The organism is Persicimonas caeni, from assembly GCF_006517175.1.
In the GTDB taxonomy this organism is placed as follows: domain Bacteria; phylum Myxococcota_A; class Bradymonadia; order Bradymonadales; family Bradymonadaceae; genus Persicimonas; species Persicimonas caeni.
Genome location: NZ_CP041186.1, coordinates 2,192,862 through 2,206,781, shown reverse-complemented (window position 1 = coordinate 2,206,781; position 13,920 = coordinate 2,192,862). Strand labels below are relative to the sequence as shown.

Sequence of the window (13,920 nt, the reverse complement as noted above, 5' to 3'; positions counted from 1 at the left end):
GTGCATACTGACTCGGGAGCCATATCTGTAACTGCAATTCATTGGACGACGAGAAACCATGGCAAAGGATAACCGCCAACGGCTGGGCCGCGCTGAGGCGCGCGATAAACTTCTGCGAGCCGCGGCTCGCGTCTTTCTCGAGAAGGGAAGGGGGGCGACCGTCGAGGATATCGCCGCCGAGGCCGAGTACTCGGCGTCCGCGCTCTACAAGCATTTCTCGAACAAGGACGACCTCTTCCGATGCCTGTGGCACCGGGTCTTCACCGAGATGATCGAGGTCTTTACCAACGAGCCGCCCATGGACCTGCCCTTCGTGGGCCGGCTCAAGTGGACGTTGTATAGCATCGCCGAGTTCGCCGAGAACGATCGCGACCTCTTCTTGGCCGCGATGGCCAACTCGCCGATCGCCGAGTCGCCGATGACCCTCGATGAGGAGTTTCTCGAGAAGCACCACCAGATGCGCGACGCGTTCAATCAGCTGATGTCGCGCGGCATCGAAGAGGGCGTCTTGCGCGACTATGACCCGGCCACCCTGGCGATGGCGATGGGAGGCAGCCTGCAGGCCCTGACCGGCCATTGGGCGCTCGAGGGTCCTTTTCCGCTCAAGCCGCACATGGACGATCTCATCGAGTTGTTCATGAACGGGGCCGCCAAGAAGCCCGAAGACTGAACAGAACGATCAGAGCATGGCAGATTCACCCTATATCGCCGGCACGACCCCCAGCGTGGTCGACCTCGTCATGGACCTCGACCCGGCGAGCACCGACTCACCGGGACGCGTCGCCAAGGCCGCCGTGGCGCTCTTCGCCCGGCGCGGCTACTCGGGCACCACCATCCGAGACATCGCCGCGCGCGCCAACGTCACCCTGCCGGTGGTCTACTACCACTTCGGCAACAAAGAGGCGCTCTTCCTGGCCATCGTCGACAGCCTCTTCGAGCGCACCGCCGAGCGCATCGAGGCGACGGTCGACGCCGGCCACGACATCGAGCCGACCCTGCGCCGACTCATCGAGCTGCCCCTGCAAGACGCCCGCACCCACCCCGACATGTTGAGCTTCGCCTACACCGTGGCGCGCAACCCCTCGGCGAGCCAACCCGCCTTCGACAGACAGACGATCTGGGCGCAGCTCACCCGCCCGCTGGCCGACTTCTTCGAGCGCGCCCACCAAGACGGCTCGTTCACCCTCGCCGACAAGCTCACCGCCGACTTCGTCGCCCGCCAAGTCCTGGGCATGATCAGCAACAGCATCCGCCGGCTCCTCGAGAGCGTCGACGCCGCCGACGACGCCGTCGCAGACGCCGCCGCCGCCGACAAGGAGGCGGCGCTCCGTGAGGCGATGAGCGAGGAGCATATCGATCGGCTCGTGGCGTTCTTTTTGCGAGGGGCGGGGCGAGCAGAGTAGGCGCGCGAAGCGACCATGTGTCGAGGGGGAAGCGACGACGTGTCGAGGGAGCGTGCGCTCGACCCCAGACTCCCTTCGGTCGCCTGGGGCTAACGAGGCCTGCGCTTGCGCTCCGGCGCGGCGGCTGGACGGCGCCGCCTTGGCAGAAAGCCGCCCCACCGGGCTTGCCCCGGTGGACGGAAAGCCTGAAAGCTAGAGTGTGCGAAACGCGAACGCCCCACCGCCCCACCGGGCTTGCCCCGGTGGACGGAAAGCCTGAAAGCTAGAGTGTGCGAAACGCGAACGCCCCACCGCCCCACCGGGCTTGTCCCGGTGGACGGAAAGCCTGAAAGCTAGAGGGGGCTAACCTCATCTCAACAAATGGGCATCGTCAAGGTGTGCGAGTCGACCACGTGTCGAGGGGGGCGTGCGCTCGACCCCAGACTCCCTTCGGTCGCCTGGGGCTAACGAGGCCTTCGCTGGCGCTCCGGCGCGGCGGCGGGACGGCGCCGCCTTGGGTCGATCCTGCGACCAAGCTGGACGAAATGTTCAGTAAGAAATCCGGGCGCGAGGTGTGGAAGTCGGCCGACCTCCAAATCTCGCGCCCAAGAAGAAGCTAACGACCGGACTCGAACCGGGGACCTGCTCATTACGAGTGAGCAACTTACCCTCCTGCCGCGGCCCCAAGCGGCAATCGTAGCGCGATTGACCCATCGAAACCAGTCCCGACGCAGGGTCAGATAGACTTCACTTTGCACCTCGCTATGCACCTCCCTTATGGCACGCGGGCTGCACAAAGAGATCAAGTCGAAGCTCCGTGCTTGATCATGTGACACAAAAAAGCCCAGGCTGGAGACCGGGGCAACACCTCAATTTGGCTTGCAGCTAGTCACCAATCTCTTGGTCGATCTCGTCTGCAACGATGAGCGAGCGATGAGCACCGTAGATAACCTGCCAGCATTCCCGGATCGTCAAGCTAGCAATTGTGAAGAGGACAAACTTGAAGACCGCCTGACCGGCAAACGAAAGATGATCCGCAACGCCAACTGCAATCAGGCCCCAAAGCACCACTGTGCACAGCGAAGTCAACACGGCGAGTTGGTAGGTATAAGCATACTCTTTGACTCCTCCTTCACGGTTTCGAGCGGCATGTTTGAAGCTTGAGTCAGTAATTAGTGCCAAGGCGTTGCCTACCCAAGCAAAAGCAAGTCCAAAAAGAATGGCCACCAATGGTAGTACACCAGAACCAGCAACCTCCTTGATCGGGGCTTCGACTAGAAAGGTAAATACACCGCCAATGGCCATGTGAAAGAACATCCAACGGTCCGTCAACCGCTTCCATCCTGCATCCGAATCACCGTCGAAGAAGAACCAATGCCAAAAATTCAGCTTTCGGTCGCGTTTCTTTGGTTCAACGGTTTCCTCATTCTCCGTCGTCGATGGTACGGCATTCGACTCGGATTCAACCGCATCTTCTGGCGAGTGCTGCCTCGCCTCGTGCGGCGCCTGTCGTGTGTGCGTTGCCATCGTTTCACCTTCGTTGTGATTTTAGCTCTCATCCGGTGTAGGGCCGCGTACTTCCGTGTACTTGGCGCGAAGTCGCGCTAGAAATTGCTTGCGGCTTTCTTCGCTCGAAACACTCTCGGTCGTAACTATCGCCGGGGTGTCTTTAGTCGACACATTCCTGTCTGTGGCTTCTTCCGGGGCTCGAAGCCTAACAGTTGCGTCGTTCCCTCCGGCGGCTGTCGCCTGGGTAATCTCTTTCGCCTGCTGCTTGTCAATGTCTGGACCATGAAACTGAGCGGTTCCACTCTTCGCTTTGAGCGCCTTCAGTGTCTTCTTCATCGGCCCTCGAAAGTCCTTCTCTTCATCGAAAGCGTTGGGCCGGCGAAAGGTGAGCCACATCGCCTTGATTGTGTCAGCTCGTTCAATCCAAGTCAGAAGCCCTTTGGGGTCAGAGATTTGAAATGCCTCACAAAGGAAACCTGCCTTCTTAAACGTCTCTGAAGTGGCCACTATGCCGCAAAACCTATTCGCTAGTGCCTTGGTCGAACCTGCTACCTCCTTATTGCGTGCGACTCCGAGCACTTGTTTGTGCGTGTCCAGAAAGGCATGGGTATAAGGTGCGCGATCGAATGCAACATCAACGAATTTGCCATCCTCGAACGTTTGTGTGCGCTCCTTTTTCACGCGTCCTAGCCTGAAGTAGTATCCAAACTCGTCGACTTGTGCGACGTTTCCGATCGTCCAAGTTCCCCATCTGCTCTCCCCGTAGGGAGCCTCATAAAGCACGTCCCTTAGCGCGGCCGTACGGCCATAGCTTGCGCTCAGGCCGAATTCGAGTTGCTCGCGCTCGTCAAGCTGAAGGCGAAACATAGTGAAAACTAACTCAGCCGCCATTACTAATCCTTATATACCCAGCAAACGAACTCAACGATCGCTCAAATGGCCTTTGCTCGTTTGGCGATCACTACAGCCTTTCGGCTTTGCCATCCCCCCTGTTTTCAGGGGCTCACTCATCAGGAAACTTCAACTTCAACACTCACCCGCCGCGATCCTCTGCGGCCAAGTTGCCGATTGGCTCGACGAACGTCGATTTTACGACCTCGGACCCCGCTGACCACATGTCCTGCTAATTCTTCAGGTGGGGCTCTTCGAGCACATCATCGAAGGTGACAGGGACAACGTCGCCCTCAAGGAACATCGACAGCGTTATGAGCAGGAAGCGTGCGTAGGCGTCGGGGATGTCGGGTGACTTGTTGACCAGGCGCATCCACGTAGCGGCCCGAGCGTCGCCCTCGGCGTGGTCGGCGTAGCGCTCCTCTTCTTTGCCGTAGACCGGCGACGAGACTTCGGCAGAGAACTTCTCTAGCCTTCTCAAGTCCGAGGTATCTTCACCCCAGCCGCAGCATGCGGTCGAAGTGATTCCAAAGGAGTTGAGAGAGACTCTTGCCCGAGAACTCGCTGTTCCTTCTTCTTTCGAACCGCCCCGCCAATTATCTGAATCTCCTTTCTACTACCCGATAATTTGGCAAAAAGCGGTCGAGTTGACAAATGCGCTTGCGAAATCACTCCACTGAACGCAGATGTGCAACTGCAAACGAGCGCCGGCGGCCGAGACGGCGCGCGCCCCGACCGTTTCGTGAAACTAGGCACTAGGTGCTTGGTCCCGCATATGTTGACCCTCGACTCGGCGCACTGCGCGCGCCTAATGGAGGGGGCGGGGGCCGCGTAGTTAGCTGTCAGGGGCGGCTGCTGCCTCGAACGAGTCGACTACGCGTACGCCGGGGCAAGCCCGGTGGGGTGGTTGCCAACTCGTGCGAGTCGACCACGTGTCGAGGGGGGCGCTCTACTTGCGCCGAGTGGGCGTGAGTCGACAACTCAATCGGACGCTCGGTCGCGCGACTCCTCGGCGAGAAACTCCTGGCGAAGCTCGCTGGGGGTCTTTCCCGTCCAGCGCTTGACCGCGCGGTTGAAGCTCGACACCTGCGTGTAGCCCAGTTTTTGGGCGATGTCCGAAAAGGTCAGCCACGGGCGGGTCAAGAGGACCTCGGCGCGGGACTGGCGGGCGGCTTCGACGAGATCGCGGTAGGAGGTGTCGGCTTCGCCCAGATCGCGCTGTAGGCCGCGCACGCTGAGGCCGAGGTGGCGGGCGACCTGGTCGATCTCGAACTCGCCGATTTGCATGCCTTGGTCGATGGCGTCGCGTACGCGGGTGACCAGCGGCCCCTCCTCCTGTGGGCTGGGGATGTCCTGTGAGCTGGGGACGGAGCTGCGGGGCTGCTTCAGGTGCGCCTCGCGAGGGTCTAGAGGCTCGGCTCCTTCCATCCACATACTCATCAGCCCGACGCGGTCACCCACGCCCAACTTCTGGTAGATCTGGTCGGCGACCTCGGCGAGCTTCGCCGGGGGGAGGTCGAGGGTTGGGGCAATCTCGTCGAGGGACTGCGGGCCGATCAGGTGCTCGACGGCTCGTTGCTCGACCAGGTCGAGGCTGTGCTGGCCGGGCATGAAGCCGTAGCGGCGCACAAACCGGGCGGTCAGCGGGCGGAGCCCCTCGATTGCGGCGAGCAGCAGCTCGCTGTCGGCTTCGCTAAAGATCGGCGCACCCTGCGGGCGATCGATGCAGTACGAGACCTCGATGTCTTCGCCGAGGGGCACCACGACGTTGACGCGGTCCTCGAGCGAGAGCTGCTCGAGCAGCCGGCGAACGGCAGACTGCGCCCACTCCTCGGTGTCGATATCTCCCCGGTGGCGCACCGTGCGAAGCTCGCCGATACCGGCGGCGAGGCGTTGGAAAACGGGGTCGGTGGCCAGGGCGGTCTCGGGCTCGTGAGCCTGCCATTGTTGCAGGATCCGCTGGCGGGCTTCGAGATCGGGCCCGAAGTCCTGGGAGAAGACCGGCGCGAAACCGCTCAATGGCGCGCTCTCGGGCGCGATGCGTTGCTGAATCACCATCAACACGTGCGAGCCCCCCACCAGCGACATCAGACCGGCGGAAGCACGTCGCCGCGCGCGCTCGAACTCGTAGCTCGGAATCTCGGTCACTTCTCGCCAGAGAGTCGCGATGTCTCGCCACTCAGTTGCACTCAACCCCACAGCAGTACTCCAATTTCTCTGAATAATGAGTTGTCGGTGGCGAGGATAACAATGTCGAGGCACATCGCAAGCCAAACCGGCATCCGTAGCCAAACAGACATCGCAAGCCAAACAGGCATCGATAGCCAATCTGGCGTAAATGGGAAAGAGATTGGCGTCTCAAGACAAAGACAGCATCTGTCCGCGGCCATATACTCTGCGGCTGGAACCCGCCCCCCCCCAACTTGTTTTCGAGGGTACGACGATGCATCGCATTCATCGCTCACTTTGGGCGCTCGTGATTATGCTGACCTTTTTTGGCTGTGGCGGCGACCCCGGCTCCGGGAACAAGCCGCTGTCCGATGCGGGCGGGGACGCCGACGCCGGTCCCACGACCGACTCCGAGTCAGACACGGACATCGTCAGTCAACAGTGCACGCCCGACCCCGAATTGGTCGCCCAAGAGAACCGTTGCCAGATCGACGACCACTGCCCGTGCGGCACCTATTGCGATCTCGGCCGCTGCATCGCCGACTGCAGCGAGGCGGCCGACTGCCAGGACGGCGAGGTCTGTGACGAGTTCGGACGTTGCCGCGACACCGCAGCCACAGGGCTCGTGCCGCTTCCGCGCCAGCAAGCCGACAAAGGGCGTATCGCGCTGGACCAGCGCCGGCTGCTCCTCGAGGAGGGCCGAGAAGAGAGGCTTGTGATCCGTGTCGAGGAGCGCGCCGTCGACCGGGCGCGGGCCACGGTCAGCGCGGGCTTACAGATTAAATGCCCCGACCAGACCGACTTTAGCGAAAGCTGCATGTTGGGCCCGCTCGCCGCCGGTGCCGCCGCCGAATTAGTCGTGCGGCGCACGGCCGGGGAGGACCCCTCCGACGACGTGCCCACGGTGACCGTCCACGGCCCCGCCAACACTGAGACCGCGGTGGTGCCGCGGCTCGACCAACTCGACGGCGAGGCGGGTAACACCGATCCGGTGAGCATCGCCGGGCGCTACACCGGCACGATGCGGCTTGTGGGCGCGGGGACCGACGCGGACCTCGCCAACCTGCCCGAAGCGCAACTGCCCACCGAGATGAGCGTGCAGGCGACGGTGTGGGACGACGCCGGCGAGGTTGTCATCGCCATCGACGACCCCACCGGCGCGCTGACCAGCGCCGAGCAATTTATCGGGACGCTCACCTTGGAGCAGGACGACGATACCGACGGATTGGTCGACGGACAGGCTGATTTCCAGACCCACCCGTTCATCGAAACCACGGTCGCCGGACGCGACCACAAGCTGGTCGCCGAGACCGTCGAGGCGAAGCTTCGCTCGCGGCTCGCACCGCGCACGTTGAGCCTGGCGATCACCCAGAGCTATCTGGGCCACGGCACGACGGTGGCGCCGACGGTCGAGTGGGCGGTCGACCTTCAGCGCAGCGCGGACACCACCGCGGCGGTCCCCGATCGCAGCCATCTGCCCGCAGAGCTTGGCTACGACGCTGCCCAGCGCCTGGCCGCCGCATCGCCCTGGGAGCACGCGTTTGCCGGAGCCACCCCGCCGAGCGTCACCTCGTTGACGCACACCTTCAACCACGGGGGCATGGACGCCAATCTGTGCGGCTGGAGCGAATCCGAGCGCCGCGCGATGCACCAGGCGCTCTCCGGCTACTGGATGGTCCAGGAGGACAAGCCTTCAGCAGAACACGCCAACACCTACCCACAGACTGCAGAGTTCACCGCGGTATACGACCAAATGCAAGATGTCGTTGGGCCTAACGATCCGAATGAGTGGTTGAATGTTGAGGATTTTCAGGCCCAGCCTCCTTGGTCGCAGTACGCACATCCCTCGATGTCCGATGGCATGGCGTGCGGATTTCAAGACTACACCGCGACCACCCACTTTACCGGTGAGGAGGTTTCGGCCACTGCGAATATCGACTTCTGCAATGATCTGGCGGCGAAGACCGGCTGTCAGATCAAGTCGGTCAACTTCGATCATTCGTTCTCCATGAGGGCATGGCTACGCCACCAGGAGACTTCTTCTTCTTATGGGACCGGGCCCGACCCCATCGATGTGTCGATGACGGTCACCAAGTTGTGTGAACTCCCAAGCGCTCCGGCCTATTGCGGCGAGTCGATTTCGTGCATCCGCGCGACCTCGACCAATCCGGCCGCCTACCCAGGCTGGGACTTCGCCGAAAGCAAGCTCGCCGAGGTGGACGACCTCGAGTGCGCCGACAGCGCTCTGAGCGCCGGCATCGCGCTCGACCGAGCCGCCTCCCAAATGACCGCGAGCGAGGTGCTGCAGAAATGCCCGGCCGAACTCGACATGCTCGAGCTGCAGCCCCCGGCGCCCGGCAGCCCCGACGCGATCTTCGACGCCGGTGCCGAGTGCGTCGACGTCGGGCGTATGCTGGCGGCCATTGGCGCTCAAGGCCGCACCCTTCGCCCGGGAGCGACTCCGCTCGAAGCTAACGAACAGACGCGGGCCTCGGCCTACACCCAACGCCTGCTGGTGCGCTGGTTGGAGTTGCACGGCTTCTTGGCCGGTGAGACCGACCAGGTCGCCCAGATGTCCGAGTACTTCCGCGAGGGGCTGAACACCACCGCCAGCGACCGTATCCCGCCCACGGTCGAGGAGATGGTCCAAAAGAGCACCCGCGGCTGGGACATCTTCGTGACCCCCCACGTGGCGAATTCAGTGCTGCAGATGCCCGTCGAGGCGCTGGTCGACCCCGATTATCGGCTGCACCGCTTTGGTCAGACCGGAGATCCGACCGACGAGCAAAAGCAGTCCCTCGCTCCGGTGATCTTCGAGACCCTGACGCGACAAGCCGACCTGCTGGAGCGCTACGCCGAGATGGAGGGCCCTACCAACGACCCGGCCCGCCAGACGCCCGACGCGCTCGCCGAGTGGATGCCCCGGATGCTCCTCGCCCAAACGATGGCCGCCGACATCCACCAGCGCGCGCTCGCTGCCCCATCGACGCCCGCTTGGAAGGACGCCTATGATTCCAAGCTCGCCCAGGCACGCGCAAACGTCGCCGAGTCGCTCGACTATGTGCGCGCCGTCAACGCCGGCGCCAATCCGCTGGACATCGCCGATACCGACCTTCCACTGTACTTCGTGGCGGACGACGCCGACGGCATTGCCGACCGCTTCTCGGCGATCACCGAATATATCGCCGGTCGACGAGACACCGCCGACGGCTGGACCTCCAAAGCGATCGACCAGGCCGAAGCTTCACTGGTGGCCGCCGAAGAGATTTACGCTGCTGCCGCCGACCGCCAAATCCGCCAAGAGCGTCTGAACCAGTGGGCAAACGAGCTTCGGATGAAGTATAGCGACGAACTCTTCGATTTCTGCGGGCCACACATCACCACGGACGACCCGTCTTACGACCCGATCGACGATCCCGACTTTGTCGCCTCTTCGTGCGCGCTGATCGACAAGCCGGAGTGTACGATCGACAACAACGCTTACTTCGACAATTGGCGAGAGGAGGACATCCTGGGACGGCTGTGTATGCACAATGAGGTCACCGCGGCCACGTTAGCCGAGGATGTCGGTTTTGCCTCCGAGGCGATGCGCGACTTCGCCGCCGAGTGCTACACCGACGCGATGCCCGACAATGGCGCCGTCTCCATCGGCGCCTGCGGAGCCGATCCGCAGGCGCAGTGTCTGCGCTGTGACTGGAAAGGAAGTGTCGCTGAGGTGCAACTCGGCTCGACCAGTTTGGAGCTGGCCGCCATGGACAAAGCCCGCGACGACGGGTCGTCCGCCGAGCCCAGCCGAAACTTGCAGCGGGCGCAAGTCGTCTGCGTCACCCACCATCCGAGCATGCGCGTCAGCGTCCCCCGTCCGGACAATCCGCTCGAGGTACCCGGCTGCGTGCAGGGCTCGATTGGAGAGGCCTACCTCGATGTGGTCGCGGCCGCTTCGGACGTCGACTCGGCCCGTCAGGCCATCGTGGAACACCGCGAGGCTTATGATATCGAGATGGAGTCGTGCTTTAGCCTCGAGGAGACCAATGAGGCGCTCCAGGACGCCCGTGACTCGCATCTCAGAGAGATGAAGGACCTGCGTCGCCGCCAGCTCGTCGCCGACAGCATCGCCCATGGCGCCGCGGCCATCAAAGACTGTGCGGCCACCTTGGCCGGCTCGGATAAGGGAGTCTTGGGCGCGGGCGCTTCGGCGGCGGCCAGCGGCGTCGCCTGCGGCGCCGCCGCCGCCGAGGCGGCCGCCAATATCTCCTCGTCGGCGCTCGAAGAGGAGATGCAAAACGCCCAGCAGCGCCATGACGACCGGGTCGCCACCCTCGAAGAAGACGGCGAACTCGAGCGTTGCTTCATCGAGGCCAAGCAGGAGCTGGTGGGGATGACCACGGCGGTGATGGATCTGGAGCGAGCCGCCTTCGACCTCGAGCGCGCCCAGGGCGAGCTCGACGAGCGCATCGCCGAGGCCCAGGCCGTTCACACCGAGGCCTACGCGTACTTCGCCGACATCGACGACTCCGCCGAGCATGACCCGGCAGGCGACCAATGGGGCCGCGCCGAGGTCGAGCAGTACGTGCGCGACTTCAAGCTCGCCCGGCGGGCCACTTACCTGGCGGTGCGCGCGGTCGAGTACGAGTACCAACAGAGCCTCTCGCAGCGACAAGACGTCTTGGAAGCCAAGCTTCCCCGAGACCTGCGCAACGTGCTCAGCGATCTGTGGGACACTGCGGGCACCCGCAAGATCGGGGGCAACGCGCCCAACGAGTTGACCGTGGTGGTCAGCCTGCGCGACGACATCTTGCGGCTGGGCGACGAGAGTGCTTGGCCCGAGTCGATGCGTCCCCTGTCGGCCGTCGAGCGCTTCCGCACGCTGCTCAGCAGCGAGCGCTACGCCACCTATGACGAAGACGGCCGCTACCTGGGCCAGCGCATCCCCTTCGAGCTCGCCCCCCTCGAAGCGCTCGACGTCGAAGGCGGCGGCGTGCCCATCTACTCGCGCACCGACTGCGCCGAGCGTCTCTGGTCGCTCGACGCCGGCGTGGTGGGCGAGCAAGCCTACAATGGCGCCCGCGGGACGATGCGCCTCGACCTGCTGCAGCGAAACACCTTCTACAGCCAGTGGTGCTCCGACCAGGCCGGCTTCCAGTACTCGAGCGTGCGGCCCAGCCGAAACCTGTTCCGCGTGCCAGGCGTCGGAAAACTCGACGGCACCGACAACGCCGCCAACGGCGTGGAGGCGTACAGCCGGGCGCGCATCCAAGCATCGGTGGGCACCGACCACAATACCTTGGAGAGCCTGCAGGACTCCGCCGGCGCCTCCACCGAGCTCGCCACCCGCGGACTGTACGGCGACTACGCTCTGTTCATCGATGCCCAGTTCATCAGCCGCGACGGCAGCGAGGGGCTGCTCTTCGACAAAGTCGACGACATCCTGCTGCGCTTCGACTACCTAACGGTGGCGAGTCGGTGAGCCACGCGCAGCGAGGCTCCTGGCGCGCTTCATAGATGTCCTCGACCGAGCCGAGCCATCGCTGCTCAGGGGGCTGCTCGACCTCCGGGACGTGCGCCTCGTCAGCAGGAGCTTCTTCGCCAGGCGGTGGCGGTGGCGCCATCGCATCGTCCTCTGCAGCGCCCTCGTCGGCCACATCCGCGAAGAGATCTGGGGCGCCAGCCGCCGCGCGCCCGCCGACCACATACGTCGCCGTGACTAGCGTGCACGACTCCGCAGCCAGCAGGAGGTTCGTGTACTCGACGTCGACCGTGACGACAGCCAGGCGCATCGCCGCGCTCGACTCCGGGAGCTGGTCCATCGCCTGCCTCAACGAGGCATCACCGCTGCCGAAGATGTACAGCAGCGTCGACCGGCAGGCCTTCGCCTCCCGGACCTCGGTGGTCGTGTAGGGATCGGTGACTTCGGCGTGATTCGGCGAGAACGCGACCTGCCTGGGCGTGACGGTTCTGCAACCGGCAAACATCATGCAGACGAGCGCGGCGAGGATGGCTTGGCCGAGACCAGGCGAGACCTGGCACATGGTGTGGTGGATACTTCGATGGTGGAGACGTGGACGTGCAGACATGAGCGACTACCCCCCAAGGACAAACGCGGGAACGAACGCGAGGCATGTTGCATGTTTGCGGCGGTGCTCGCTAGTGGGGTGACACCGAAGTGTGACGTTGCTCTGGTTTAACGGACACTCGTAAGCCCACCCGATAAGCGAGCCGGAGGCGAAGCGCGCCGGACGAGGCGTAGCCGAGGGAGGCCTCTGTAGCCGCATCCGACCGGAGCGCAAGCGTAGGGAGGTTGGGGGACAAGGGGTCGACGCTCGACAGGTGGTCGGGCCGCCCTGCGGCGCTCCTGCCGTGCGCCTGCCCCCGAACCCTCGCCCAGGGCCTCGACCCCCTCGTCGACCATTGCAGCAGGGCTCGACGGCGGGGTGGATGCGTCGCGCGAGGGTGGGCGCAGGGCTCGCGGCGGCGAAAAATTGCTCGATGTGGGGTTGTCGCAATGGGTCGGCGAGTTGCGGAATTGCTCGTCGTGAGGTTGCGATAACGTGATCGTCAGTCGCTCGAAAGCTCGGTGTGGGGTTGATGCAAGGGGCGCGGTTGGCTCGGCGAGGCTCGGCGCAGGGGTGCACGAATGGGTCGGTAAGGGGGTGGAAGGCTGGGGCGAGGATTGATCGCATCCTGCGGGCTCGCGACAGATCAGAGCGGTGAGGGTTGGGGGAATGCTCGAGTGAGCCGCCTTGGAGGTCGGCTTCACGTTATCGCAATCCTACGGCGAGCAATTCTACGACTCGCTTACATATTGATCGAATGTGTCGGCGAGCGATTTTGAAGGTCGCTTACATGTTATGCGAATGGGGGGAGATCGTGCTTCGAGGGGCGTCGGAGGGTTGTGATAACCCTCTCAAAAATGAATTTGGCCGACGCGACAGGGGCGGAGGACCCGGGTCGCGTCGGCCAAATGGTGCGGCTTGTTGTTGTTAAGTTTGTGGTGCGTCGGGTTAGTTGGTCACCGGCTCGTCGACGTCGACGTCTTCGTCGACGACCGGGTCGGTGTCGACGTCCTCGATGGGCTCGCCGGTATCCGGGTCGACCTCCGGGGGAACGCCGCGTCGCCTGTAGTAGGCGGCGGTGCGTGCGTCCTGCGCCTCGGCGGCCTCGAGCAGCTTTTGGCGCGTGGCGTCGTCGTCGCAGTAGTCGGCGTGGATGATGAGCATCACCTTGTTGAAGGCGTCCTCGGCGTCTTCGATCTGCGCCTGCAACTCGGCGTAGGTGACGACGTCGCGGTCGATGATGTCGAGCGCCTTGCCGAACTCGGCGTTGACCGTTTCGAGGTCTTCGAGCAGGTCGCGCGCGTCGAGCAGGTCGATCTCGTCGGCGAAGTTCTGCTCGAGCTCGTCGACGAGGGTGTTGATGAGCGCGTGCTCTTCGTCGTACTGGCTCGAGGTGATGGGAAAGACGCCGCCGGAGGGGAAGACGCGTTTCATGATACGTTGGGCGGCCTTCTTCTTGTCGCTTTCGCGACGGCGGTTGGCGTGCAGCTCGATGAGGCCGAACAGGTCGCTGACGGTGTTGTCGACGTCGACGTCGAGCTTGACCGCCTCGTTGCGCGCGCTGCGGTTGGTGTCGCGCTGCATCAGGTACTTGAGCCGCAGGGTCGCGGCGGTGCGGTATTTGTCGAGGCCGAGGTCGATCTTTTCGACCAGACGCTCGTTGCCCAGGTCCTCGGCGATGGGACGGGTCTTCTTGAGCACGAATTCGCGGCTCCCGACACTACTTTTGCGATAGCCAAGGGTGCGTTTGATAGCCATGGAGTCACTCTCCTTACAGTTCTGTCTTGGCGACAGTGATTCAGGTTACGTGGCGGTCCAATAGCTCGGCTGTCCTCTCAACGCCCATCCCCTCGTGGTGGCGGGACACCTCCGCGGCGCGAACTGCGTGGCCTAGCCCAGCGTCCGCGAGGAGGGCC

General features: G+C 63.5%; 9 protein-coding genes and 1 tRNA gene. 3 read left to right on the top strand and 7 right to left on the bottom strand.

All coding sequences use genetic code 11. The features are described 5' to 3' along the window. Positions 1–58: 58 nt before the first annotated feature. Positions 59–670 (top strand): TetR/AcrR family transcriptional regulator, encoded by a 612-nt coding sequence (locus tag FIV42_RS08200; protein ID WP_141197202.1) that lies wholly within the window; start codon positions 59–61, stop codon positions 668–670. A gap of 16 nt (positions 671–686) precedes the next feature. Beyond that, positions 687–1,403 (top strand): TetR/AcrR family transcriptional regulator, encoded by a 717-nt coding sequence (locus tag FIV42_RS08195; RefSeq protein ID WP_141197201.1) that lies wholly within the window; start codon positions 687–689, stop codon positions 1,401–1,403. Between the two features lie 590 nt (positions 1,404–1,993). Here FIV42_RS08195 and FIV42_RS30060 read toward each other — a convergent pair. The 5 genes from FIV42_RS30060 to FIV42_RS08175 form a co-directional block, all read right to left on the bottom strand. Next, positions 1,994–2,067: transfer RNA gene (locus tag FIV42_RS30060), tRNA-Thr, on the bottom strand. Between the two features lie 200 nt (positions 2,068–2,267). Next, positions 2,268–2,909: a hypothetical protein gene (locus FIV42_RS08190; protein ID WP_141197200.1), complete on the bottom strand. Its 642-nt coding sequence runs from the start codon at positions 2,907–2,909 to the stop codon at positions 2,268–2,270. 21 nt (positions 2,910–2,930) lie between these two features. Further along, positions 2,931–3,782 (bottom strand): hypothetical protein, encoded by an 852-nt coding sequence (locus FIV42_RS08185; RefSeq protein ID WP_141197199.1) that lies wholly within the window; start codon positions 3,780–3,782, stop codon positions 2,931–2,933. 232 nt (positions 3,783–4,014) lie between these two features. Next, on the bottom strand, positions 4,015–4,263 hold the full coding sequence (locus FIV42_RS08180; protein WP_141197198.1) for a hypothetical protein: 249 nt from the start codon (positions 4,261–4,263) through the stop codon (positions 4,015–4,017). A gap of 500 nt (positions 4,264–4,763) precedes the next feature. Then, on the bottom strand, positions 4,764–5,981 hold the full coding sequence (locus FIV42_RS08175) for a helix-turn-helix transcriptional regulator (protein WP_141197197.1): 1,218 nt from the start codon (positions 5,979–5,981) through the stop codon (positions 4,764–4,766). 244 nt (positions 5,982–6,225) lie between these two features. Between FIV42_RS08175 and FIV42_RS08170 the strand changes: the two genes are divergently transcribed. Next, positions 6,226–11,418 (top strand): EB domain-containing protein, encoded by a 5,193-nt coding sequence (locus tag FIV42_RS08170; RefSeq protein ID WP_141197196.1) that lies wholly within the window; start codon positions 6,226–6,228, stop codon positions 11,416–11,418. Here the strand turns inward: FIV42_RS08170 and FIV42_RS08165 are convergent. Together FIV42_RS08165 and FIV42_RS08160 are read right to left on the bottom strand one after the other, a co-directional pair. Then, complete coding sequence (locus tag FIV42_RS08165; protein WP_141197195.1) at positions 11,330–12,025, bottom strand: hypothetical protein; 696 nt, start codon at positions 12,023–12,025, stop codon at positions 11,330–11,332. The genes FIV42_RS08170 and FIV42_RS08165 overlap by 89 nt on opposite strands. A gap of 927 nt (positions 12,026–12,952) precedes the next feature. Next, entirely contained in the window at positions 12,953–13,762 is an 810-nt protein-coding gene (locus FIV42_RS08160; protein ID WP_141197194.1) for a DUF6261 family protein, read from the bottom strand. Between the last annotated feature and the right edge of the window lie 158 nt (positions 13,763–13,920).